Here is a 21000-nt window from a genome sequence, read left to right as displayed (position 1 = left end):
CATGATCCGCCCCCTGAACGACCGCGTCGCCGTCGCCCCCCAGATCGCACCCGAGGATGTGGCGGCGATCGCCGCGGCGGGATATGTCGCGATCGTCAACAATCGCCCCGACGGCGAGGAGCCGGGCCAGCCGACGGGCGAGGACATCCGCGCCGCGGCCGAGGCCGCCGGGCTGAGCTATACCGCGATCCCCATCGACCAGTCCGGCTTCTCGCTGCCCCAGCTGGAGGCGATGACCGCGGCGCTGGCCACGGCGGACGGCCCCGTGCTGGCCTATTGCCGGTCGGGTACACGGTCGTGCAACCTGTGGGCGCTCGCCGCCGCGCGGTCGGGTCGCGATCCGACGCTGCTGGTCGCGCAGGCCGCCGGCGCCGGCTATGACCTGGGCGGGATCCGTCCGATGCTGGATTCGCTCGCGGGACCACGATGATCCCGGGGCTCGATGCGACCGGCCACGCGGTGCTCGCCGCGGTCGCGGCGGGCCTGGTGGTGCTGGCCGGCATGGCCTGGCTGCTGATCCGCCGCCGCGGCACCAGCCGGATCGAAAGCCCGGAGGACGCCGCGACGATCGTCGAGCAGACGCTGGTCGGCGCGCGGGTGTCGGGCGCGGTGGTCGGTGCCGACGGGATCGGCGCGCTGGCGGTGACGGAGGATGGCCGCGTCGCCGCGGTGAAGCGGCGCGGGCGACGGCTGATCGCGCGGGAGGTGGCGTGGCGCAGCATCCGCTCCACCGCGCAAGGTATCCTGGTCGAAACGGGCGACCCCCGGCTGGGTGAGGTGGCGCTGGCAGGCGTTGACGCGCTCGACATCCGCCGACTGGCCCCACGGAGCTTCAAATGACGATCAACGCGGCGACGGTCGCCACCAAGGCGGTGAACGGCGCGAGCCATGCGCCGTTCCACTACCAGCGGTTCATCCAGTGGATCGGCGACGGCACCGGGCTGTCCGACACGATCCTGCACATCCATGCCGGCATGGCGGTGCTGATGATCGCGCGCGTCGTGACGCGCCGGTCGCTGGGCAGCCTGGTGCCGCTGTCGGTGGTGGTGGTGGCCGAGTTGTTCAACGAGGTGATGGACCGGCTGATCTATCATTCGTGGCGCTGGCCCGACACGCTGGGCGACATCGCCAACACGCTGTTCTGGCCGCTGGCGATCTGCGTCGGCATCCGGCTGCGCCCGATGATCGACCGCCGCCGGGCGCGGTGATGATCGACTGCCGCCGGGGGCGGTGATGATCGACCGGCGCCGGGGCCGGTGATGATCGACTGCCGCCGGGGGCGGTGATGATCGACCGGCGCCGGGGCCGGTGATGATCGACTGCCGCCGGGGGCGGTAGCTACCGGCGGACCGCAGGATCGCTACTGCGACACGTCGCGGACGGCGCGCACGATCATTCCGATCGTGCCGCGGCCCTGTTCCTCGGTCGGATTGACGATATCGAAATGCTTGCCCTGCGCCGGCTCGTAGATCGCGACCGGATCCCCCGAGCGCCGCGCGCGATCGACATAGGGCTGCATCAGGTCGCCCAGCGCGGCCTGGACCAGATACTGGCGGACGCCCAGCGGCAGGTGGTCCTGCGGCGATGCATCGCGGTATCGCTGCGGATAGCGCGTGGGGGTGCCGCCCATGAACGGCACGATCACGGGCTTGCCGCATACCTCGCTGTCCTCGCCGACGAATTCGGCGAGCGCACCGGGACCGTCGATGGCGACGACGGCAGCGGGCATCAGCGGATCGGGACGCGCGATCTCGCTTCCGGGCGACAGCCGGTTCCGCATCGCGCTCCACAGGGCGAGCTGCGCGCCCGCCGAGTGGCCCGCGACGACCAGCCGGGCGGGATCGATCGGATAGCGGGTGGCGAGCGCGCGCACCGCATCGATCGCGGCCCCGACGTCCTGCATCGTCCCCGGCCAGCCGCCCCCGGCGTCGCCGACCACGCGGTACTGGACGTTCAGCGTGGCGATACCCTGTTTCGTCAGCGCATCGGCCAGCGGCGCCATGCCCCGGCTGCTGCCATATTCCGCATCCCAGCAGCCGCCATGGATCAGCACCGCGATCGGGAACGGCCCCCTGCCCGCCGGCATCCGCAGGTCGGCATATTGCTTGGCCGCCGGGCCATAGCGATAGGTGAAGCCCGGCTCGCTGGCCGGGAGTCGCTCAAGCGCGCCGGGTCCGTGGAAGTAGAGGCGCCACGCGAAATAGCCGGCGTTCCAGAGCGGGTAGACCAGCAGCACCGCCACGACGATGCCGATCCGCCAGAGCCACTTGCGCATGGGTGCCCCTCCCATTTCCGTCCCCGTGCGCGGTCATATCAGAACAGGGCGGACGCCGCAAAAAAAGGCCCGGTACGTTGCCGTACCGGGCTCGAGGTCGTCCGCAGGAGGAACGTCGGTGGGGGGCGGCCTTCTGCCGGACCGCCCCCGGACTGGTCACATGTTGTAGGCGCGCTCGCCATGCTCGGCGATGTCGAGACCCTCGGCCTCGACCTCGGCGGTCGGGCGCAGGCCCATCGTCTTGTCGAGCGCGTAGAACAGGATGAACGAGATGACGCCGGACCAGACCAGGGTGAACACCACCGCCTTGATCTGGATGAGGACCTGCGCCGAGATGCTGTAGGTCGACGCGTCGAACGCCGCCGGCAGCACGTTGTAGTCGAACACGCCCTGCCCGCCGAGCGACGGTGCGGCGACGATGCCGGTGGCGATCGCGCCGACGATGCCGCCGATGCAGTGGACGCCGAACACGTCGAGGCTGTCGTCATAGCCGAGCTTGTTCTTCACGGTCGTCACGAAGAAGAAGCAGACGACGCTGGCGACCGCGCCGAGCACGATCGAGGTCATCGGATGGGCGAACCCCGCCGCCGGGGTGATCGCGACCAGCCCGGCGACCACACCCGATGCCGCACCCAGCAGGGACGGCTTCTTGTGGACGATCTGCTCGACGATGGCCCAGGCGGCACCCGCCGCGGCGGTGGCGACGACCGTGTTGATGAAGGCGACGGCGGTGACGGCGTTCGCCTCCAGGTTCGATCCGGCGTTGAAGCCGAACCAGCCGATCCACAGCAGGCTGGCGCCGATCATGGTCATCACCAGCGAGTGCGGCGGCATCGGCTCGACCTTGTAGCCGCGGCGCTTGCCGATCACGAGGCAGCCCATCAGGCCCGCGATGCCGGCGTTGATGTGGACGACGGTGCCGCCGGCGAAATCGAGCGCGCCCCAGCCCCACAGCAGGCCATGGTCATCGGGCAGGCCCGGCTGGAAGTCCGGACCCGGCCAGTACCAGACCATGTGCGCCATCGGGAAATAGACGATAGTCAGCCAGAGGACCGTGAAGACGATCAGCGGCGTGAACTTCACCCGCTCCGCGAAGGCGCCGACGATCAGCGCGGGCGTGATGCACGCGAAGGTCATCTGGAAGATCACGAAGACGAATTCGGGCAGATAGACCCCGTTCGAGAAGGTCGCCGCAAACGTGTTCACGTCGACGCCCTTCAGGAACACCTTGGAAAAGCCGCCGACGAAGCTGTTCAGCCCGCCGCCGTTGGTGAAGGCCATCGAATAGCCCCAGCAGACCCAGACCAGCGCCGCGACGCAGACGATGGTCAGCACCTGCATCAGCACCGACAGCATGTTCTTCGCGCGGACCAGGCCGCCGTAGAACAGGGCCAGGCCCGGTACCGACATCATCAGCACCAGTGCGGCCGAGATCAGCATCCAGCCGGTGTCGCCCTTGCTGACCATCGCCGCGGTCGGCACGACCGGTGCGGCGGCGGCCGCTTCCTGCGCCCCGGCGGGCAGGGCGGCGAGTGCCGCCGCGCCGAGAGCCAGGCCCCCGGCGATCTTCGCTAGTTTCATGGAACCCCCCTTCATCATCAGAGCGCCGCGTCGTCGGTTTCGCCGGTGCGGATGCGCACCGCCTGACCGACGTCGAGCACGAAGATCTTGCCGTCGCCGATCGCGCCGGTGTTCGCCGATTGCTGGATCGCCTCGACCACACGGGGCGCGATGCCGGCGGCGCAGACCACCTCGACCTTGATCTTGGGCACCATGTTGGTGCTGTATTCGGCCCCGCGATAGATCTCGGTCTGCCCCTTCTGGCGCCCGAACCCCTTGACCTCGGTGACCGTCATGCCCGCCACGCCCAGCGTCGTGAGGGCTTCGCGCACCTCGTCGAGCTTGAACGGCTTGATGACCGCAATGACCAGCTTCATCCCGCCCCCTTTGTCGGATGTGTGTCCGCATGCTGCATCGCAAGAGACGTGCCAGCATCGTCGCGGAGAGGGGAAGGTGGCGTCGCCGACGTTAGCGGCGGACATTTTAGGCAGTTCGGTTACACTGCCGTTTTTTCAGGCAGCGACGATCGCCTGCGCGGCGGGCAGGTCGTCCTCGTCCACCATCACCCGCACCGGGATCAGCAGCCAGCTGCCATCGGCGATGCTGGCGCCGCCGTCGAAGGTGATCGCATCGATCCCCTCCGCATCCAGCCGGCCGACCAGGATGTTGGCAAGGTTGCGATCGTAGCGTCCGAGTTCGACGAGGCTCATGGCTTATCCCGATTGACGCGCATCATGCATGCGCATAGTTTTGCCTGCATGAAACACGCAGACATTACACCCAATCGCCGGCAACCGGTCAATGTGTCTCTCGACACGGGCATCGTCGAGGCGGCGCGCAAGGTCGGCATTAATCTGTCCCGGGTGACGGAGGCGGCTCTGCGCGTGGCAGTCAAGGAGGCACAGGAGCGGCAATGGCGTGAAGACAATCGCGCCGGGATCGAACAGTTCAACGCGTGGTATGCGGAAAACGGCGATCCTCTCGCCCATCTCCCGGCACTCTGATGGCGCAGTTCGATGCGGTACGTGTCACCGGCGGGGTTATCGTGCTCGACTGCCAGTCGAACTTCCTGGCCGATCTTCCGACCCGGTTCGTCGTACCGCTGCGCGCAACCAAGCAGGTCGACCTGCCTCGACTGACTCCACGGTTCGACGTCGACGGACATCTGCTGACCATGGTGACACCGTTCGCCCGAAGCATCGACAAGCGCGATATTCTCGGTGTCGTGGCGAGTCTTTCCGATCACGAGTATGAGATCAAGACGGCGCTCGACATGCTGGTGACAGGCTTCTGAAGGCCGAAGGGGCTTATGCCGCCGTCCCGCCCACCGTCAGCCCCTCGACCAGCAGCGTCGGCTGGCCGACGCCGGCGGGAACGCCCTGCCCGCCCTTGCCGCAGACGCCGATGCCCTCGTCCAGCGCGAAGTCGTCGCCGATGCCGGTCACGCGGGTCAGCACGGTCGGGCCGTCGCCGATCAGGGTCGCGCCCTTGATCGGGGCGCCGATCCGGCCGTTCTCGACCATGTACGCCTCGGTGCAGCTGAACACGAACTTGCCCGACACGATGTCGACCTGCCCGCCGCCGAAGCTCTTGGCGAAGATGCCGCGCTTCACCCGCGACAGCAGTTCGGCGGGATCGTCGCGGCCCGCCTTCATGAAGGTGTTGGTCATCCGCGGCATCGGTGCATGCGCATAGCTTTCGCGGCGGCCGTTGCCGGTCGCGGCCATGCCCATCAGGCGCGCGTTGAGGCGATCCTGCATATAGCCCTTCAGGATGCCGTCCTCGATCAGCACCGTCTCGCGGGTCGGCGTGCCTTCGTCGTCGATGGTCAACGAGCCGCGGCGATCGGGCAGCGAGCCGTCGTCGACGATTGTGATGCCCGGCGCAGCCACCCGCTCGCCGATCCGGCCCGAAAAGGCGCTGGTGCCCTTGCGATTGAAATCGCCCTCCAGCCCGTGGCCGATCGCCTCGTGCAGGAGCACGCCGGGCCAGCCGGGGCCGACCAGCACCGTCATCTCACCGGCCGGGGCGGGCACCGAGTCCAGATTGACCAGCGCCTGCTGCAACGCCTCCTCGATCCCGCGGCGCCATGTCGGCTCCTCGAACAGGCGATCGTAGAGATAGCGGCCGCCGATACCGAAGGTACCCGTTTCGCGGCGGCCGTTCTGCTCGACGACGATCTGGATGTTCAGGCGGACGAGCGGACGCACGTCGGTGGCGACGAAGCCATCGGGGCGGACGATCTCGACCACGCTCCACGATCCCGACAGGCCGACCGAGACCTGCGCGACGCGCGGATCGCGGGCACGCGCGGCGGCGTCGATCGTCTGGCACAGGTTCACCTTGTCGGCGAACGGGATCAGGTCGAGCGGATCGGTGTCGGTATAGAGGCGGGCGTTGGTGCCCTGCGGCGCCGGCGCACGCACGGCGGTCGACGGATCGATCAGCGACATGGTCTGCGCGGCGCGCCTGATCGCCGCTTCGGTCAGCTCGCTGGCGTGCGCGAAGGCGGTGGTCTCGCCGGATACCGCGCGCAGGCCGAAGCCGGCATTGGTGTCGTAACTGGCGGTCTTCAGCCGGCCGTCGTCGAAGCCGAACGCCTCGGTCCGGCGATATTGCAGGAACAGCTCCCCGTCATCGGCGCGGCCGAGCGCGTCGGCGGTCAGCGACTGCGCCGATTCGGGCGTCAGTTCGCGGTAGAGGAACGAGCGGGGGTCCTGATAGGTCATGAAAGCGAATATAGAGCGCGCGCGGCCGGGTGCCAGCGAAAGCGTCGGTTTGCCCGTTGGAGAAAACAGGAGAACGTGGTGGCGTCACGGCAAAGCCGTGACGTCGAACGGCAGGGCGATGCCCGCCGTCGGCCGATCGGCGAGCCGTATTGCCGGCGTCTTGCCTAGAGGCTGGCGCCTTCGCTGATGTCGGGCAGGATCGCCTGGTCCTTGCCGTCGGCCGGCCCGCCGATCAGCACGAACCGCCGATCGCAGTATCCGCAATCGACATAGCCATGCTCGTCGATCTGCAGCCATACGCGCGGATGGCCGAGCGCCGCCCCGCCCGGGATGTCGGCGGCACCGTCACAGGCGACACGGGGTTGGCTGACGCGGGCGATTTCGAGCGGCGGGTGCATGGCGCAGGCAGATAGCAAGGAGCATTGTCGCGAGGCAAGCCGCAGCCTATCGGATCGTGCATGAGCGAAGCGGCAATCTCCATCACCAGCCTGTGCAAGACCTATGCGGGCGGCAAGCGCGCGCTGGACGGCGTCAACCTGTCGGTACCGCGCGGCCAGATCTTTGGCTTGCTCGGGCCCAACGGCGCAGGCAAGTCGACGTTGATCAACATCCTGGCCGGGCTGGTCAACAAGACCGAGGGGAGCGCCACGATCTGGGGCTTCGACATCGACGCGCATCCGCGCAACGCCAAGGCGGCGATCGGGATCGTCAACCAGGAGATCCTGTTCGATCCCTTCTTCACCCCGATCGAGACGCTGGAGATCCAGGCCGGGCTGTACGGCGTGCCGAAGAAGCAGCGCCGCTCGATGGAACTGCTGCGCGCGGTGCACCTGGAGGACAAGGCCAACGCCTATGCCCGCACCCTGTCGGGCGGGATGAAGCGGCGGCTGATGGTGGCCAAGGCGATGGTCCACTCGCCGCCCGTGCTGGTGCTGGACGAGCCGACGGCCGGCGTCGACATCCAGCTGCGCCAGCAATTGTGGGATTACGTCCGCGAGCTGAACCGGCGCGGGGTGACGGTGGTGCTGACCACCCATTACCTCGAGGAGGCCGAGCAGCTGTGCGACCGGATCGCGATCATCAACCACGGCCGCGTCGTCGCCGACGAGCCGACGCGCGAACTGGTCGGGCGGGCGCAGGAGAAGGTCGTGTCGGTCACCGTCGATCGCGACCTGGCCGAGGCGCCGGTCGCGCCCTGTTTCGAGAAGATCGCCCTGAAGAGCCCGCGGGTGATCGAGATCACCTATTCGAAGGACCGGGTGAACGCCGGCGAGGTACTGGCCGCGGTGCAAGCCGGCGGCCTGGGCATCGTCGACGTCTCGACCCGCGAAGCCGATCTGGAGGACGTGTTCCTCAGCCTGACCAGAGGATCGGCGGGAAACTGAGGGCGGGAAAAACCACGCTGTCCTACCCCGCAGCCCTATGGCACAGCAGGCTGATGACGCCCGCCCCTCTTGATGCTTCCCGGCAGCCTGCGAATGTTGAGGCGCCCGGCGCGCCGGCACATGCACCCTCCACATCCCGCAACTTCCTCAACATTCGCGAGGTCCGGGCATGACCAGCAGCGATGTCCTGATCATCGGGTCCGGGGCCGCCGGGCTGACCGCGGCGCTGAACCTCGCCGACCGGTTCAGGGTCACGGTGCTGGCGAAGGGCGCGCTGAACGAGGGGTCGACGGCCTGGGCGCAGGGCGGCATCGCGGCGGTGCTGGAGCCGGGCGATACGTTCGACAGCCATATCGAGGACACGATGATCGCCGGCGCCGGCCTGAACGACCGGGCGATCGTCGAATTCGTGGTCGAGCGGGCGCCCGCCGCGATCGAGCGGCTGCGCAAGCTGGGCGTCCCCTTCGCCGAGGAGGGGCCGGAGAAAGGGGGCGCGCTGCACCTGACGCGTGAGGGCGGGCACTCGCATCGTCGCATCGTCCATGTCGCCGACGCCACCGGCTGGGCGGTACAGGAGGCGCTGCAACGCGCGGCGGAGGCGCACCCGAACATCACGCTGGTGCCCGATCAGGTGGTGATCGACCTGGCCACCGGGCGCCACGAGGAACGCTATTCGGGTGCGGGCCGGGTCTGGGGCGTCTATGCGCTGGACCGTCGCACCGGCAAGGTCGCGGTGCATACCGCGCGCGCGACGATCCTGGCGACGGGCGGCGCAGGCCGCACCTATCTGTTCTCCACCGCGCCGCGCGGCGCGACCGGGGACGGGATCGCGATGGCATGGCGCGCCGGCGCGCGGGTATCGAACATGGAATTCATGCAGTTCCACCCGACCTGCCTGTACAATCTGGACGTCAAGAACTTCCTGATCACCGAGGCGGTGCGCGGCGAGGGCGGGCAGCTGAAGAACCCCAATACGGGCCACCGCTTCATGCCCGATCTGGACCCGCGGGCCGAGCTGGCCCCGCGCGACGTCGTCGCCCGCGCGATCGATGCGGAGATCAAGCGGTACGGCCTGGATTACGTCCATCTCGACATCAGCCACCAGCCGCCCGAGTTCGTGCGGGCGCACTTCCCGAACATCCACGAGAAGCTGCTGGGCCTCGGCATCGACATGACGACGCAGCCGATCCCGGTGGTGCCCGCGCAGCATTACACCTGCGGCGGCATCGTCGTCGATCGCGACGGGCGGACCGACCTGCCGGGGCTGTACGCGGCCGGCGAGTGCACGCAGTCGGGCCTCCACGGCGCGAACCGGCTGGCGTCCAACTCGCTGCTGGAATGTTTCGTGTTCGGCGAGGCGGCGGCGGCGCATATCGCGACCTGCTGGGACGAGCTGCCCGCGCCGCCGGCGATCCGCGCCTGGGACGAGAGCCGGGTGACGGATTCGGACGAGGAGGTGGTCATCAAGCAGAACTGGACCGAGATCCGCCGCTTCATGTGGAATTACGTCGGCATCGTGCGGACGACCAAGCGGCTGCAACGCGCCGCCAGCCGCATCCGGCTGATGACCGACGAGGTCGCCGACTATTACGGCCATTTCCGCGTCACGCCCGACCTGATCGAACTGCGCAACCTGCTCCAGACCGCCGACCTGATCGTGCGCTCCGCGCTGCATCGCAAGGAGAGCCGGGGGCTGCACTATACGCTCGATTATCCCGAGCTGCTGCCGAAGGCGGAGGATACGGTGCTGGTGCCGTGATCGATCCGCATCCGCGACTCGCCTCACCGTGCGGCGGTTTCGGTTCACCGCATGGGGGCGTCTGCGATGTTTCGCGCGGCGTGTCTGCCGATATGGTTCGCGGACGGTGCGGGTGAAATCGATGCGTTTTCCACGAGCTGCGGCTCTCGGCTTCCTGATCGCGATCTCCTTGGGGTCGTGCGGCGCGCCGTCGCGGCCGGGCGCCAGCGGCCTGGCGCCGCGGCGCGAGGAGCCGCCCGAGGTCTCGATCGCGATCCCGCCGCCCGCCCCGCGCCAGACCGCGAACGTGCCCCGCCGCCTGCAAGCCAATATCGAGCAGCTCGCCCGCAGCTTCGAGGGCCGGATGGGCATCGCGGTGCGCGCGGTGGACGAGGGCTGGACCGTCGAGGCCGGCGGGCGGCAGCGCCTGCCCCAGCAATCGGTGTCGAAGCTGTGGGTGGCGATCACCCTGCTCGACCTGCGCGACCAGGGCCGCGCCCGCCTGGACGAGCCGATCATGGTGCGCCAGGAGGACCTGACGCTGTTCCACCAGCCGATCGCCTATCTGGTGAAGGGCGAGGGGTTCCAGACGACGGTCGGCGGGCTGCTGACCCGCGCACTGACGCAGAGCGACAACACCGCCAACGACCGCCTGCTGACCTATGTCGGCGGACCCGAGGCGGTGCGGCGGATGATCACGGCCAAGCGGCTGGGCGACATCCGCTTCGGCCCGGGCGAACGGCAGCTGCAGGCGGGCACCGCCGGGCTGGTGTGGCAGCCGGCCTATGCGGTGGGCAACGGATTCCAGATCGCACGGTCGCGCCTGTCGGCGGAGGCGCGGACCGCCGCGCTCGACCGCTACGTCGCCGATCCGCCCGACGGCGCGGCGCCGCTGGCGATCGCCGATGCGCTGGCCCGGCTGGCGCGCGGCGAATTGCTGTCGGAAACGTCGACGCGCATCCTGCTCGACACGATGGCGGCCTCGCGCACCGGGCATGCGCGGCTTCGCGCCGCGCTGCCGGCCGGCTGGCAGCTGGCGCACAAGACCGGCACCGGACAGGATCTGGGCGTGCGCAACGCCGGCTTCAACGATGTCGGGCTGCTGACCGCACCGGACGGACGGCGTTACGCGCTGGCGGTGATGATCGGTGACACGCGCCGCCCGATCCGCGAGCGGCAGCAGCTGATCCAGGCCGCCGCCGCCGCCGTCGCCGACTATTCGACCAGCGCACCGGGCGCCGCCTTCACCCTGGCCAACTGACCGGTGGCGGATGGCGACCGGAGCGGCTTCGACGTCCGCCGCTTCGCCGCCGCGCTGAAGCTGGGGCATGGCGGGCGGCTGGGGATCGTCCATCACGATCACGGGCCCGGCGGCGACGATCCGTGGGTGGAGCTGGCCCTGCCCTATGCGCCCGATCTGGTCGGCGATCCCGCGACCGGCATCATCGCATCGGGGCCGATCGCCGCGCTGATGGACATGGCGACGAGCATGTCGGTGTGGAGCCGGCGCGGCCGGTTCAGCCCGCACGCGACGCTGGACCTGCGGATCGACTACCTGCGCGCGGCGACGCCGCAGCGGACGGTGATCGGCCACGGCGACTGTTACCGGCTGACCCGCTCGGTCGCCTTCGTCCGCGGCCAGGCGTATGACGGCGATCCCGCCGACCCGATCGCGCACGTCGCGGGCACGTTCATGCTGATGGACGACTGGACGTGACGGAACAGGCGGCACTGCCGCCCTATGTCCGGCTGCTCGGCGCGACCGTGGAGTGCGACGAGGCCGGCGCGCCGCGGCTGGTGATGCCGTTCGCCGACGACGTACTGGGGCGGCCCGGCTTCCTCCATGGCGGCGCGATCGCGGGCTTGCTGGAGGCAGCGGCGATCGCTGCGCTGCGCCATGCGCTGGCGGCGGAGATGGGAACCCGGATCAAGCCGATCACGATCACCATCGACTATCGTCGCGGCGGGCGCGATCGACCGACGATCGCGGCGGGCACGATAACCCGGCTGGGCACCCGCATCGCCAATGTCGAGGCGGCGGCGTGGCAGGAGGACGCCGCCCGCCCGATCGCCACCGCCCGGCTGAACTTCAAGGTGGAGCGGACAGGCGGCTGACGCCCGTGCTAGGCCGGATCGAGCTTCACGAGCCGGCCGTTGGCGCCGTCTTCCAGCACCCAGATCGAGCCGTCGGGCCCCTGCTCGACCTCGCGGATGCGGGTGCCGAGGCCGATCCGGCCGACCTCGGTCGCCGTGCTGCCGCTGACGCGGACACGGACCAGTCCCTGCGCGGTGAGGCCGGCGAGGACGAAGTCGTTGTCCCAGCCCTGGAAGCGCGAGCCGCGGTACTGGATCATCCCGCCCGGCGCGATCACCGGCGTCCAGCTGACCAGCGGCGCGGCGAATTCCGGCTTGGTCGAATGCCGCGGCAGCACCTCGCCGTCATTGCCCTCCGACACGGTCCGCCAGCCGTAATTGGCGCCGCGGTTGATGAGGTTGAACTCGTCGCCACCCTCCGGCCCCATCTCGCTCTCGAACAGGCGCCCGTCGCCGGCGAAGACGAGGCCGTACGGATTGCGATGACCGAGCGACCAGATCTCGGTCCGCGCGCCGGTGCTGCCGACGAAGGGATTGTCGGCGGGGATGCTGCCGTCGCGGTTGATGCGGATGATCTTGCCCAGCGTGACCGTCAGGTCCTGCGCCGGCGCGCCCTGGTGCCGCTCGCCGGCGGTGACGTACATCGTGTTGTCGGCGGCGAAGGCGATCCGGCCGCCATAGTGGCGGGTCTCACCGCCGCCGATCTTGGGCACCTGTCGCCACAATACGCGGACATCGCCCAGCGATGCCGCGTCCGCGGACAATGTGCCCCGCGCCACCGCCAGCCCGCTGCCGCCGGTGCCCGCCTCCGCGAAGCTCAGATAGACGTAGCGGTTGCTGGCAAACTGCGGATCGAGCGCGACGTCGAGCAGGCCGCCCTGCCCCGCCGCATCGACCGCCGGCGTGCCGGCGATCGTCGTCACCACGCCGGCGGTCGTCACCAGCCGCAGCCGGCCGGGCTTCTCGGTCACCAGCAGACGACCATCGGGCAGGAAGGTCATCGCCCAGCCATTGTCGAGCATCGCGACGTTGGTACGGCTGACCGCCGCCGTCGTGGCGGTCGGCGTGGGGGTGGCGGTCGCGGTCGGCGTGGGGGTGGGCGCCGGACCCTCGACAGAGCCGTCGCCGTCACCGCATCCGACCGCCAGCATGGGCAGGCACAAAGCCTTCAGCATCGATCTACGCATCACTCGTCCTCCCGATGGACCTTTTCGTTCAGCTTTGCGGCGTCAGTTTCAGCAGGCGCCCGCCGGAGCCACGGCCGCCATCCTCCAGCAGCCAGATCGCCCCGTCCGGCCCCTGCTCCACCTCGCGGATGCGGGCGCCCATGGGCCATTGATCGCCCTTCGCCGCGGTGGTCCCGTTCAGGTCGACGCGGACCAGCGACTGGCTGGACAGGCCACCGATGAACGCGTCGCCGCGCCACTGCGGAAACAGCTTGCCCGAATAGATCATCAGCCCGCCGGGCGAGATGACCGGGTTCCACCAGACCTTCGGCGCCTCGTATCCATCGCCGGCCCGATGATCGGGAATGTCGCGCCCGTCATAGTGCGAGCCGTTGGACGCATTGGGCCAGCCATAGTTGCGCCCGGGCAGGATCAGGTTGACCTCGTCGCCGCCCTTCGGCCCCATCTCCTGTTCCCACAGATTGCCCCGCGCATCGAACGCGATGCCGAGCAGGTTGCGGTGGCCATATGACCAGACCTCTGGCGCGAAGCCCTTCGAGACGAGCGGATTGCCGGGTGCGGGCTTGCCGTCGAGGGTCAGGCGCAGCACCTTGCCCAATGTCGCCTTCGGATCCTGGGCCGGGGTGAATTTCTGCCGGTCACCCGCGGTGAAGAACAGGTGCCGGCGATCGGGCGAGAAGGCGATGCGGCCCGAATAATGGCCGTCGCCCTCGACCAGCGGGCCGGCCCGGAACAGCGCCTCGATCTCGCCCAGCCGCTCCCCACCGGTGCCGCCGCCGTCCGGCCGCAGCCGGCCGCGCGCCAGCACGACGCCCTTGCCGCCCTCGCCCGCCGCCGAATAGCTGAAATAGACGCGCCGGCTGGTCGCGAAGTCGGGGGCGAGCGCCACGTCCATCAGTGCGCCCTGCCCGGCCGAATCGACGGTGATCGTCGCCACCGTCTGCCGCTGCTTGCCGTCGGCCGACACCAGCAGCATCTCGCCGCGCTTCTCGGTCACCAGCATGCGCCCGTCCGGCAGGAACGTCATCGCCCAGGGAGAGTCGAAGTCGGCGACCACCGTCTCGGTAAAGGGCTTGGCGTCGGCGGCAGCTGCCGCCGGCCCGGCGGTGCCACCACCCTGCGCCGGGGCATTGCCGCTGCACGCGATGAGGGCGAGCGGCAGGGCCGCGAGAAGGCGATTGTTCATGATGACTCCCGAACCATGGACATGAGGAAACGCCGATCCGGCCATTTTGGATGCGAGGCTTGTCGGATCGTGCCGATCGGCGTATATCATGCCTCGCTTTCTCTACATCGTCAGGTGAAGAGGTCGCGGGGCCCGGCTCCGCGGCGGCATCGCTGCTTGGGGTTCGCCCCGTCTGGAGTTCCGCTTGGTCGACATCGCCGCCCTCACCGCCCTGATCGAACCCGAAGCGCAGGCGCTCGGCTTCGCCCTGGTGCGCGTGAAGATGACGGGCGGCAAATCGGATCCGACGCTGCAGGTGATGGCGGAGCGACCCGACACGCGCCAGCTGACGATCGACGATTGCTCGGCCCTGTCGCACCGCATCTCCGACCGGCTGGACGAGCTGGAGGCCGATGGCCGCGATCCGATCCCCGAGGCGTACCGGCTGGAGGTGTCGTCGCCCGGCATAGATCGGCCGCTGACGCGCCTGGCCGACTTTGCCGACTGGGCCGGGCACGAGGCCCGCATCCGCCTGGCCGCGCCGGTCGACGGACGCAAGCAGGTGACCGGCGACCTGGCCGGCGTGGACGGCGACCGGATCACGGTCGACATAGGCCAGCACGGCACCGTCACGCTGACCATGGACCAGATCGACAATGCCAAGCTGGTCATGACCGACCGGCTGATCGCCGCCACGGCCCCCCTGTCGATGGAGGGGGCGGACGAGTTAGAGGATGCGTCCGGCGAGACGCAGGACCATGAGGACGCGCCGACAGCGGCGCAGGTTAGTGAAGACGCGCCGACAGCGGCGCCAGCAGAGGATAATCACTGATGGCCACGGCCACCGCCAACCGCGCCGAACTGATCGCGATCGCCAACTCGGTCGCGACCGAGAAGATGATCGATCGCGCGATCGTGATCGAGGCGATGGAGGACGCGATCCAGCGTGCCGCCCGTACCCGTTACGGGCAGGAGATGGACATCCGCGCCAAGCTGGACGCGACGTCCGGCGACCTGCGCCTGTGGCGCGTCGTCGAGGTCGTCGAGCTGGTCGACGACCTGTACAAGCAGGTGTCGCTGAAGGACGCGCAGAAGCTGAAGCCGGGCGCCGTCATCGGTGACTTCCTGGTCGATCCGCTGCCCCCGATCGAGTTCGGCCGCATCCAGGCGCAGGCATCGAAGCAGGTCATCTTCCAGAAGGTCCGCGACGCCGAGCGCGAGCGGCAGTATGAAGAGTTCAAGGACCGCCAGGGCGAGATCATCACCGGCGTCGTCAAGCGCGTCGAGTTCGGCCACATCGTCGTCGACCTGGGCCGTGCCGAGGGCGTCATCCGCCGCGACGCGCAGATTCCGCGCGAGGTGGTGCGCGTCAACGACCGCATCCGGTCGCTGATCCTGAAGGTGGTGCGCGAGAATCGCGGCCCGCAGATCTTCCTCAGCCGCGCGCATCCCGACTTCATGAAGAAGCTGTTCGCGCAGGAAGTGCCCGAGATCTACGACGGCATCATCACCATCCAGGCGGCCGCGCGCGATCCCGGCTCGCGCGCGAAGATCGGCGTGATCAGCCGCGATTCGTCGATCGACCCGGTCGGCGCCTGCGTCGGCATGAAGGGCAGCCGCGTTCAGGCCGTCGTGCAGGAGATGCAGGGCGAGAAGATCGACATCATCCCCTGGTCCCCCGACATCGCTACCTTCGTCGTCAACGCGCTGCAGCCGGCATCGGTCAGCCGCGTCGTGATCGACGAGGAAGAGGAGCGTATCGAGGTGGTGGTGCCCGACGACCAGCTGTCGCTGGCGATCGGCCGCCGCGGCCAGAACGTCCGCCTCGCCAGCCAGCTGACCGGCAAGGCGATCGACATCCTGACCGAGGCGGATGCCAGCGAGAAGCGCCAGAAGGAGTTCGTCCAGAATTCCGACCTGTTCCAGAACGAGCTGGACGTCGACGAGACGCTGGCGCAGCTGCTGGTGGCCGAGGGCTTCACCAGCCTGGAAGAGGTCGCCTATGTCGAGCTCGACGAGATCGCCGCGATCGAGGGCTTCGACGAGGATCTGGGCCAGGAGCTGCAGAGCCGTGCGCAGGAGGCGCTGGAGCGTCGCGAGCAGGCCAATCGCGAGGAGCGGACCGCGCTGGGCGTCGAGGACGCGCTGGTCGACATGCCGTACCTGACCGAGGCGATGTTGGTCACGCTGGGCAAGGCAGGGATCAAGACGCTCGACGATCTGGCCGATCTGGCGACCGACGAACTGGTCGAGAAGAAGCGCGCCGAACCGCGCCGCCGCAACGAGGACGCGCCCAAGCGGCCCGAGCCGAAGGGCGGCATCCTGGCGCAGTACGGCCTGTCGGACGAGCAGGGTAACGAGATCATCATGGCCGCCCGCGCGCATTGGTTCGCGGACGAGTCGGCGGAAGCCGGCGACGAGGCGGCGGCGGACGACGCCGTCGCAGAGCCGGTCGACGGCGATGCGATGGATGCGGAGGGCGACAAGGCCTGATGCCGTTCGTCAGCATCCGCCTCGCCGGGTCGGCGACGAAGGACCAGAAGTCCGCCATCGTCGCCGTTGTCACGCGCTCGCTGGTCGAGCGGCTGGGCAAGAACCCGGCCGCCGTCCAGATCGTGATCGACGAGGTGGACACCGAGAATTACGGCGCCGGCGGCCAGCTGATCGCCGACCGCGATGCAGGGAAACCGGCATCGCCAGCGAGGGAGGACGCGCATGCGGAACCCTCGCAATGATTCGCTAGACGTCCACTATCGTCGTCATGCCGGACGGACGGGGGTCGCTCGATGAACGATCCCGTCCGCTCCTGCATCCTGACGCGTGATCGCGCCGCGCCGGGCCATCTGGTGCGACTCGCGCTGGCTCCCGATGGCGGCATCTTTCCCGATGTGCGCGCCAAGGCGCCCGGGCGCGGCGCCTGGATCGGGGTGAACCGTGCCGAGCTGACCGCCGCCTATGCCAGGGGTCGGTTGCGCGGCGCGCTGGCGCGTGCGTTCAAGACCGGCGAGTTCGCGCTGTCGGACGAGCTGCCCGCGATGATCGAGGCGGCACTGGAGCGCAACGCGCTCGACCGGCTGGGCCTCGAGGCGCGGTCGGGCATGCTGCTGACCGGTACCGACAAGATCGAGACGGCCGCCCGTTCGGGGCAGCTCCATGCGCTCTACCACGCCGCCGACGCCGGCGACGACGGGATGCGCAAGCTGGCGCAGGCGTGGCGGGTCGGCAGCGACCGCGAAGGTTCCGACCTGAGGGGCTTGGCGTTGCCGGTAGCCCGCCCCATATTGTCGTTGGCGCTGGGGCGGGAAAATGTGGTACACATCGCCCTGACGGACCGCGCTGCGGCAAAGCGGGTGAGCGAGGCGCTCGACCGCTGGCTGCACTTCATCGGACCCGAACCCCATCGACCCGGAGAGATTCCGGGTGCCCGGCGGCAGACGACGCCGGAAACCCTATCGGCCCCTTGCGAAACGGCCTCGCAAGGCGCATCGGCGCCCGGCTTCGTTCCCGCCATGGACGAAGACGACGCGTCACCGGCCGCGACTACGCACGAGGAATTTGAGTGAGCGACACCGACAACGACAAGCCGAAGCTGGGCATGCGCGCGCCGCTGGGGCTGCGCCGCACGGTCGAGACCGGCAAGGTCAAGCAGAGCTTCAGCCACGGTCGCTCCAATACCGTGATCGTGGAGACGAAGAAGGCGCGGACGTTCCGTCGCCCGGGCGATCCCGTGCCCGCGAACGAGGCGCCGCAGGAAGCGGCAGCCCCCGCTCCCGCCGCCGTGCAGGAGGCACCCCGTCCGGCACCGCGCCCCGCGCCGTCGAACGAGAGCGCGCAGGAGCGCCAGTCCCGTATGCTGCGGGAAGCCGAGGAACAGCGCATGCATGCGCTGGAGGACGCCCGCCGCCGTGAGGATGCGGAGCGTGCCCGCGTGGCGCAGGAAGAGCGTGCCCGTGCCGCCGCGCCGCCGCCGCCGCCAGCTCCTGCCCCCGAGCCCGAGCCCGCACCGGTTCCCGTACAGGCAGCAGAGCCTGCGACGCCGACTGTGCCGACCCCTGCCGGCCGCGGCTTCCGCCCGGTCGAGCGGCCGGTACCGGTCGCTGCTCCGGAGCCGGAGGCGGCTCCGGTGGCGCCAGTGGCCGATGCACCGGCTCCCGCTCCCGAGCCAGCCCCTGCTCCTGCGCCCGTCGCAGCACCGGTGCGCGCGGCGGCGCCTGCGCCCACGCCCGCACCCACCGTGGAGCTGGCGCGCGATCCGTCGATGCCGGCACCCCGCCGCTTCTCGCCTGTCGCCCGGCCCGAGATTCCGAAGCCGCAGCCCAAGCCGGTCGAGCAGCCCGCTGCCGCGGCACCGGCGCCCGCCGCAACCGCCTCGTCGGCCGGTGGCGGAGCGTCGCAGCCGCGCAGCTTCACCTCCGGTGCCGCGACCCCGCGCAATGCGCCCCCCAGCCGTCCGCAACAGCGCGACCGGAAGGGTGACGAGCGTCGCGGCGGCAAGCTGACCGTCAATCGTGCGCTGGGCGACGACAGTGCCCGGTCCCGTTCGCTCGCGGCGCTGAAGCGTGCCCGCGAGAAGGAAAAGCGTGGCTTCGGCGGCCCGCGCGAGCCGCAGATCAAGCAGATCCGCGACGTGCAGGTGCCGGAGGCGATCACCGTCCAGGAACTCGCCAACCGCATGGCGGAAAAGGGCGCCGACCTGGTCAAGACGCTGTTCAAGATGGGCATGCCCGTCACCATGACGCAGACGATCGACCAGGATACGGCCGAACTGCTGGTGACCGAGTTCGGCCACAACATCGTCCGTGTGTCCGACTCCGATATCGATCTGGCGATCGACACGGTCGAGGACGCGCCGGAGTCGCTGCGTCCGCGTCCGCCGGTCGTCACGATCATGGGCCATGTCGACCACGGCAAGACGTCGCTGCTCGATGCGCTGCGCGGCACCGACGTGGTGCGCGGCGAGGCGGGTGGCATCACCCAGCACATCGGCGCGTATCAGGTCACGCTGAAGGACAAGTCGAAGGTGACGTTCCTCGACACGCCGGGCCACGAGGCATTCACCGAAATGCGCCAGCGCGGTGCCAACGTCACCGACATCGTCGTGCTGACGGTGGCGGCGGACGACGGGCTGATGCCGCAGACGATCGAGGCGATCAACCACACCAAGGCGGCCGGCGTGCCGATGATCGTGGCGATCAACAAGATCGACAAGCACGAGGCCAATGCCCAGAAGGTGCGCGAGCGCCTGCTGGAGCATGAGATCGTCGTCGAGGAAATGGGCGGCGAGACGCAGGACGTCGAGGTATCCGCGCTGAAGAAGACCGGGCTGGAGACGCTGATCGAGAAGATTCAGCTTCAGGCCGACCTGCTCGAACTGCGCGCCAATCCCGATCGTCCGGCCGAAGGCACGGTGATCGAGGCGAAGCTGGACAAGGGCCGCGGCCCGGTCGCGACCGTCCTCGTCAATCGCGGCACGCTCAGGGTCGGCGACGTGTTCGTCGTCGGTGCGGAGAGCGGCAAGGTGCGTGCGCTGGTCGACGACAAGGGTCGCCAGATGAAGGAGGCCGGTCCGTCGATGCCGGTCGAGGTGCTGGGCCTGTCCGGCGTGCCGCAGGCGGGCGATCCGCTGCAGGTCGTCGAGAACGAGGCGCGCGCCCGCGAAGTCGCCGAGTATCGCCAGAGCGTACTGACGCAGAAGCGCACGACGACGGCGCCCGCCAGCCTGGAGAGCATGTTCTCCGCGCTGAAGGACAAGCAGGCGATCGAGTATCCGCTGGTCGTGAAGGCGGACACGCAGGGCACGGTCGAGGCGATCGTGGGATCGATCAACAAGATCTCGACCGACCTGATCCGGGCACGCATCCTGCATTCGGGCGTCGGCGGCATCACCGAGAGCGACGTGACGCTGGCGGGTGCCAGCGGCGCGCCGATCATCGGCTTCAACGTTCGCGCCAATGCCAAGGCACGCGAGATCGCCGATCGGCAGAAGGTGGCGTTGAAATATTACGACGTCATCTACGATCTGGTCGACGAGATCCGCGCCGGCATGGCGGGCGAGCTCGGCCCCGAGGCGTTCGAGACGGTCGTGGGTCGCGCGGAGATCCGCGAGGTCTTCTCGGCAGGCAAGCACGGCAAGGCCGCCGGCCTGCTGGTGGTCGAGGGCAATATCCGCAAGGCGCTGAAGGCACGCATCACGCGCAACGACGTCATCATCTACCAGGGCGAGATCGCGTCCCTGCGTCGCTTCAAGGACGATGTGCCCGAGGTCAGGGCCGGTCTGGAATGCGGCGTGACGTTCACGCAGAACTTCGTGGACATCAAGGCGGGCGACTATCTGGAGACCTTCGAGGTCGAGATGCGCGAGCGGACCCTCTGATCCCCACGTCGTGCCGGCCGATGCCGGCTTCTCCCGCCATGAAGGCATCGGCCGTCATGGCGGGAGACCGCGGCCGGTGCCGGGGTGACGCAATGGCAATGCTGCGATGAACAAAGAACCCCAGGAAAAGTCGGTCCGGACGCTCCGCGTCGGCGAGCAGGTGCGTCACGTGCTGTCGGAGATCCTGCAGCGCGGCGACGTTCACGACGAGACGCTGGCCCGCCACATGGTGTCGGTGACCGAGGTGCGCATGTCCCCCGATCTCCGCCACGCGACGGTGTTCGTGAAACCGCTGCTGGGCAAGGACGAGGCGGCGGTGCTGAAGGCGTTGCGCACCAACACCGCCTATCTCCAGCGCGAGGTCGCCCACCGCGTCCAGAACAAATATGCGGCCAGGCTGAAGTTCCTGGCGGACGAGAGCTTCGACGAGGGCAGCCACATCGACACCCTGCTCCGCCAGCCGACCGTCGCGCGCGATCTCGGCACCGACTGAT

At 69.1% G+C, this 21000-nt stretch carries 24 protein-coding genes; 16 read left to right on the top strand and 8 right to left on the bottom strand.

Annotated features, from left to right (window positions below; all coding sequences use genetic code 11):
• Position 1 precedes the first annotated feature (1 nt).
• The 3 genes from ABC319_RS14555 to ABC319_RS14545 are packed head-to-tail and all read left to right on the top strand — an operon-like array spanning position 2 to position 1208.
• Entirely contained in the window at positions 2 to 430 is a 429-nt protein-coding gene (locus ABC319_RS14555; protein ID WP_413070916.1) for a protein tyrosine phosphatase family protein, read from the top strand.
• On the top strand, positions 427 to 840 hold the full coding sequence (locus ABC319_RS14550; RefSeq protein ID WP_413070915.1) for a hypothetical protein: 414 nt from the start codon (positions 427 to 429) through the stop codon (positions 838 to 840). Before ABC319_RS14555 ends, ABC319_RS14550 begins: the two co-directional genes overlap by 4 nt.
• On the top strand, positions 837 to 1208 hold the full coding sequence (locus tag ABC319_RS14545) for a hypothetical protein (protein WP_413070914.1): 372 nt from the start codon (positions 837 to 839) through the stop codon (positions 1206 to 1208). The genes ABC319_RS14550 and ABC319_RS14545 overlap by 4 nt, the downstream gene beginning before the upstream one ends.
• A gap of 152 nt (positions 1209 to 1360) precedes the next feature.
• Here the strand turns inward: ABC319_RS14545 and ABC319_RS14540 are convergent, their stop codons facing one another.
• From ABC319_RS14540 to ABC319_RS14525, 4 genes are all read right to left on the bottom strand, one after another.
• Positions 1361 to 2275 carry an alpha/beta fold hydrolase gene (locus ABC319_RS14540; protein ID WP_413070913.1) on the bottom strand — a complete coding sequence of 305 codons (915 nt, stop codon included), beginning with the start codon at positions 2273 to 2275 and terminating at the stop codon, positions 1361 to 1363.
• A gap of 156 nt (positions 2276 to 2431) precedes the next feature.
• Positions 2432 to 3856: an ammonium transporter gene (locus ABC319_RS14535; protein WP_413070912.1), complete on the bottom strand. Its 1425-nt coding sequence runs from the start codon at positions 3854 to 3856 to the stop codon at positions 2432 to 2434.
• A gap of 17 nt (positions 3857 to 3873) precedes the next feature.
• Positions 3874 to 4212 (bottom strand): P-II family nitrogen regulator, encoded by a 339-nt coding sequence (locus tag ABC319_RS14530; RefSeq protein WP_413070911.1) that lies wholly within the window; start codon positions 4210 to 4212, stop codon positions 3874 to 3876.
• Between the two features lie 135 nt (positions 4213 to 4347).
• Positions 4348 to 4545, bottom strand: a complete 198-nt coding sequence (locus tag ABC319_RS14525; RefSeq protein ID WP_413070910.1) for a putative signal transducing protein — start codon at positions 4543 to 4545, stop codon at positions 4348 to 4350.
• 12 nt (positions 4546 to 4557) lie between these two features.
• Here ABC319_RS14525 and ABC319_RS14520 point away from each other — a divergent pair, with 12 nt between their 5' ends.
• Both ABC319_RS14520 and ABC319_RS14515 read left to right on the top strand, forming a co-directional pair.
• Positions 4558 to 4839, top strand: coding sequence for a type II toxin-antitoxin system CcdA family antitoxin (locus tag ABC319_RS14520; protein ID WP_413070909.1), 282 nt, complete (start codon positions 4558 to 4560; stop codon positions 4837 to 4839).
• Entirely contained in the window at positions 4839 to 5129 is a 291-nt protein-coding gene (locus ABC319_RS14515; protein ID WP_413070908.1) for a CcdB family protein, read from the top strand. Before ABC319_RS14520 ends, ABC319_RS14515 begins: the two co-directional genes overlap by 1 nt.
• A 13-nt stretch (positions 5130 to 5142) precedes the next feature.
• Here ABC319_RS14515 and tldD read toward each other — a convergent pair whose 3' ends face one another.
• Positions 5143 to 6564: a metalloprotease TldD gene (tldD, locus tag ABC319_RS14510; protein ID WP_413070907.1), complete on the bottom strand. Its 1422-nt coding sequence runs from the start codon at positions 6562 to 6564 to the stop codon at positions 5143 to 5145.
• Between the two features lie 164 nt (positions 6565 to 6728).
• The gene (locus ABC319_RS14505; protein WP_413070906.1) at positions 6729 to 6962 is read right to left on the bottom strand and encodes a zinc-finger domain-containing protein; all 234 of its coding nucleotides are present in this window, start codon (positions 6960 to 6962) and stop codon (positions 6729 to 6731) included.
• A gap of 60 nt (positions 6963 to 7022) precedes the next feature.
• Here ABC319_RS14505 and ABC319_RS14500 point away from each other — a divergent pair, with 60 nt between their 5' ends.
• From ABC319_RS14500 to ABC319_RS14480, 5 genes are all read left to right on the top strand, one after another.
• Positions 7023 to 7949, top strand: a complete 927-nt coding sequence (locus tag ABC319_RS14500) for an ABC transporter ATP-binding protein (RefSeq protein ID WP_413070905.1) — start codon at positions 7023 to 7025, stop codon at positions 7947 to 7949.
• A 169-nt stretch (positions 7950 to 8118) separates the two neighbouring features.
• A complete protein-coding gene (gene nadB / locus ABC319_RS14495; RefSeq protein WP_413070904.1) occupies positions 8119 to 9708 on the top strand; it encodes an L-aspartate oxidase in 1590 nt (529 codons plus the stop codon).
• 121 nt (positions 9709 to 9829) lie between these two features.
• Positions 9830 to 10948: a serine hydrolase gene (locus ABC319_RS14490; protein ID WP_413070903.1), complete on the top strand. Its 1119-nt coding sequence runs from the start codon at positions 9830 to 9832 to the stop codon at positions 10946 to 10948.
• Positions 10949 to 10951: 3 nt separating this feature from the next.
• Positions 10952 to 11404, top strand: coding sequence for a PaaI family thioesterase (locus tag ABC319_RS14485; protein ID WP_413070902.1), 453 nt, complete (start codon positions 10952 to 10954; stop codon positions 11402 to 11404).
• The gene (locus ABC319_RS14480) at positions 11401 to 11802 is read left to right on the top strand and encodes a PaaI family thioesterase (protein WP_413070901.1); all 402 of its coding nucleotides are present in this window, start codon (positions 11401 to 11403) and stop codon (positions 11800 to 11802) included. The genes ABC319_RS14485 and ABC319_RS14480 overlap by 4 nt, the downstream gene beginning before the upstream one ends.
• An 8-nt stretch (positions 11803 to 11810) precedes the next feature.
• Here ABC319_RS14480 and ABC319_RS14475 read toward each other — a convergent pair whose 3' ends face one another.
• Together ABC319_RS14475 and ABC319_RS14470 are read right to left on the bottom strand one after the other, a co-directional pair.
• The gene (locus tag ABC319_RS14475) at positions 11811 to 12968 is read right to left on the bottom strand and encodes a PQQ-dependent sugar dehydrogenase (protein ID WP_413070900.1); all 1158 of its coding nucleotides are present in this window, start codon (positions 12966 to 12968) and stop codon (positions 11811 to 11813) included.
• A gap of 28 nt (positions 12969 to 12996) precedes the next feature.
• Complete coding sequence (locus ABC319_RS14470) at positions 12997 to 14154, bottom strand: PQQ-dependent sugar dehydrogenase (RefSeq protein ID WP_413070899.1); 1158 nt, start codon at positions 14152 to 14154, stop codon at positions 12997 to 12999.
• A 184-nt stretch (positions 14155 to 14338) separates the two neighbouring features.
• On the opposite strand from ABC319_RS14470, the gene rimP reads away from it, so the two are divergent.
• From rimP to rbfA, 6 genes are all read left to right on the top strand, one after another.
• Entirely contained in the window at positions 14339 to 14965 is a 627-nt protein-coding gene (gene rimP / locus ABC319_RS14465; protein WP_413070898.1) for a ribosome maturation protein RimP, read from the top strand.
• Complete coding sequence (gene nusA / locus ABC319_RS14460; protein WP_413070897.1) at positions 14965 to 16626, top strand: transcription termination factor NusA; 1662 nt, start codon at positions 14965 to 14967, stop codon at positions 16624 to 16626. The genes rimP and nusA overlap by 1 nt, the downstream gene beginning before the upstream one ends.
• On the top strand, positions 16626 to 16868 hold the full coding sequence (locus ABC319_RS14455) for a tautomerase family protein (protein WP_413070896.1): 243 nt from the start codon (positions 16626 to 16628) through the stop codon (positions 16866 to 16868). Before nusA ends, ABC319_RS14455 begins: the two co-directional genes overlap by 1 nt.
• A gap of 51 nt (positions 16869 to 16919) precedes the next feature.
• Positions 16920 to 17696: a DUF448 domain-containing protein gene (locus ABC319_RS14450; protein ID WP_413070895.1), complete on the top strand. Its 777-nt coding sequence runs from the start codon at positions 16920 to 16922 to the stop codon at positions 17694 to 17696.
• Positions 17693 to 20506, top strand: coding sequence for a translation initiation factor IF-2 (gene infB, locus ABC319_RS14445; protein ID WP_413070894.1), 2814 nt, complete (start codon positions 17693 to 17695; stop codon positions 20504 to 20506). The genes ABC319_RS14450 and infB overlap by 4 nt, the downstream gene beginning before the upstream one ends.
• A gap of 106 nt (positions 20507 to 20612) precedes the next feature.
• Entirely contained in the window at positions 20613 to 20999 is a 387-nt protein-coding gene (rbfA, locus tag ABC319_RS14440) for a 30S ribosome-binding factor RbfA (RefSeq protein ID WP_413070893.1), read from the top strand.
• The last annotated feature ends 1 nt before the right edge of the window (position 21000 follow it).

It is taken from the genome of Sphingomonas phoenicis (assembly GCF_047238005.1).
GTDB lineage: Bacteria > Pseudomonadota > Alphaproteobacteria > Sphingomonadales > Sphingomonadaceae > Sphingomonas.
This window is presented reverse-complemented; position numbering and strand designations above follow the sequence as displayed.

Excerpts from the sequence above, each read along its gene's own strand:
- ABC319_RS14555 (WP_413070916.1), top strand. The coding sequence starts at position 2 with ATGATCCGCCCCCTGAACGACCGCGTCGCCGTCGCCCCCCAGATCGCA.
- ABC319_RS14550 (WP_413070915.1), top strand. The coding sequence starts at position 427 with ATGATCCCGGGGCTCGATGCGACCGGCCACGCGGTGCTCGCCGCGGTC.
- ABC319_RS14545 (WP_413070914.1), top strand. The coding sequence starts at position 837 with ATGACGATCAACGCGGCGACGGTCGCCACCAAGGCGGTGAACGGCGCG.
- ABC319_RS14540 (WP_413070913.1), bottom strand. The coding sequence starts at position 2,275 with ATGCGCAAGTGGCTCTGGCGGATCGGCATCGTCGTGGCGGTGCTGCTG.
- ABC319_RS14535 (WP_413070912.1), bottom strand. The coding sequence starts at position 3,856 with ATGAAACTAGCGAAGATCGCCGGGGGCCTGGCTCTCGGCGCGGCGGCA.
- ABC319_RS14530 (WP_413070911.1), bottom strand. The coding sequence starts at position 4,212 with ATGAAGCTGGTCATTGCGGTCATCAAGCCGTTCAAGCTCGACGAGGTG.
- ABC319_RS14525 (WP_413070910.1), bottom strand. The coding sequence starts at position 4,545 with ATGAGCCTCGTCGAACTCGGACGCTACGATCGCAACCTTGCCAACATC.
- ABC319_RS14515 (WP_413070908.1), top strand. The coding sequence starts at position 4,839 with ATGGCGCAGTTCGATGCGGTACGTGTCACCGGCGGGGTTATCGTGCTC.
- tldD (WP_413070907.1), bottom strand. The coding sequence starts at position 6,564 with ATGACCTATCAGGACCCCCGCTCGTTCCTCTACCGCGAACTGACGCCC.
- ABC319_RS14505 (WP_413070906.1), bottom strand. The coding sequence starts at position 6,962 with ATGCACCCGCCGCTCGAAATCGCCCGCGTCAGCCAACCCCGTGTCGCC.
- ABC319_RS14500 (WP_413070905.1), top strand. The coding sequence starts at position 7,023 with ATGAGCGAAGCGGCAATCTCCATCACCAGCCTGTGCAAGACCTATGCG.
- nadB (WP_413070904.1), top strand. The coding sequence starts at position 8,119 with ATGACCAGCAGCGATGTCCTGATCATCGGGTCCGGGGCCGCCGGGCTG.
- ABC319_RS14490 (WP_413070903.1), top strand. The coding sequence starts at position 9,830 with ATGCGTTTTCCACGAGCTGCGGCTCTCGGCTTCCTGATCGCGATCTCC.
- ABC319_RS14475 (WP_413070900.1), bottom strand. The coding sequence starts at position 12,968 with ATGCGTAGATCGATGCTGAAGGCTTTGTGCCTGCCCATGCTGGCGGTC.
- ABC319_RS14470 (WP_413070899.1), bottom strand. The coding sequence starts at position 14,154 with ATGAACAATCGCCTTCTCGCGGCCCTGCCGCTCGCCCTCATCGCGTGC.
- nusA (WP_413070897.1), top strand. The coding sequence starts at position 14,965 with ATGGCCACGGCCACCGCCAACCGCGCCGAACTGATCGCGATCGCCAAC.
- ABC319_RS14455 (WP_413070896.1), top strand. The coding sequence starts at position 16,626 with ATGCCGTTCGTCAGCATCCGCCTCGCCGGGTCGGCGACGAAGGACCAG.
- ABC319_RS14450 (WP_413070895.1), top strand. The coding sequence starts at position 16,920 with ATGAACGATCCCGTCCGCTCCTGCATCCTGACGCGTGATCGCGCCGCG.
- rbfA (WP_413070893.1), top strand. The coding sequence starts at position 20,613 with ATGAACAAAGAACCCCAGGAAAAGTCGGTCCGGACGCTCCGCGTCGGC.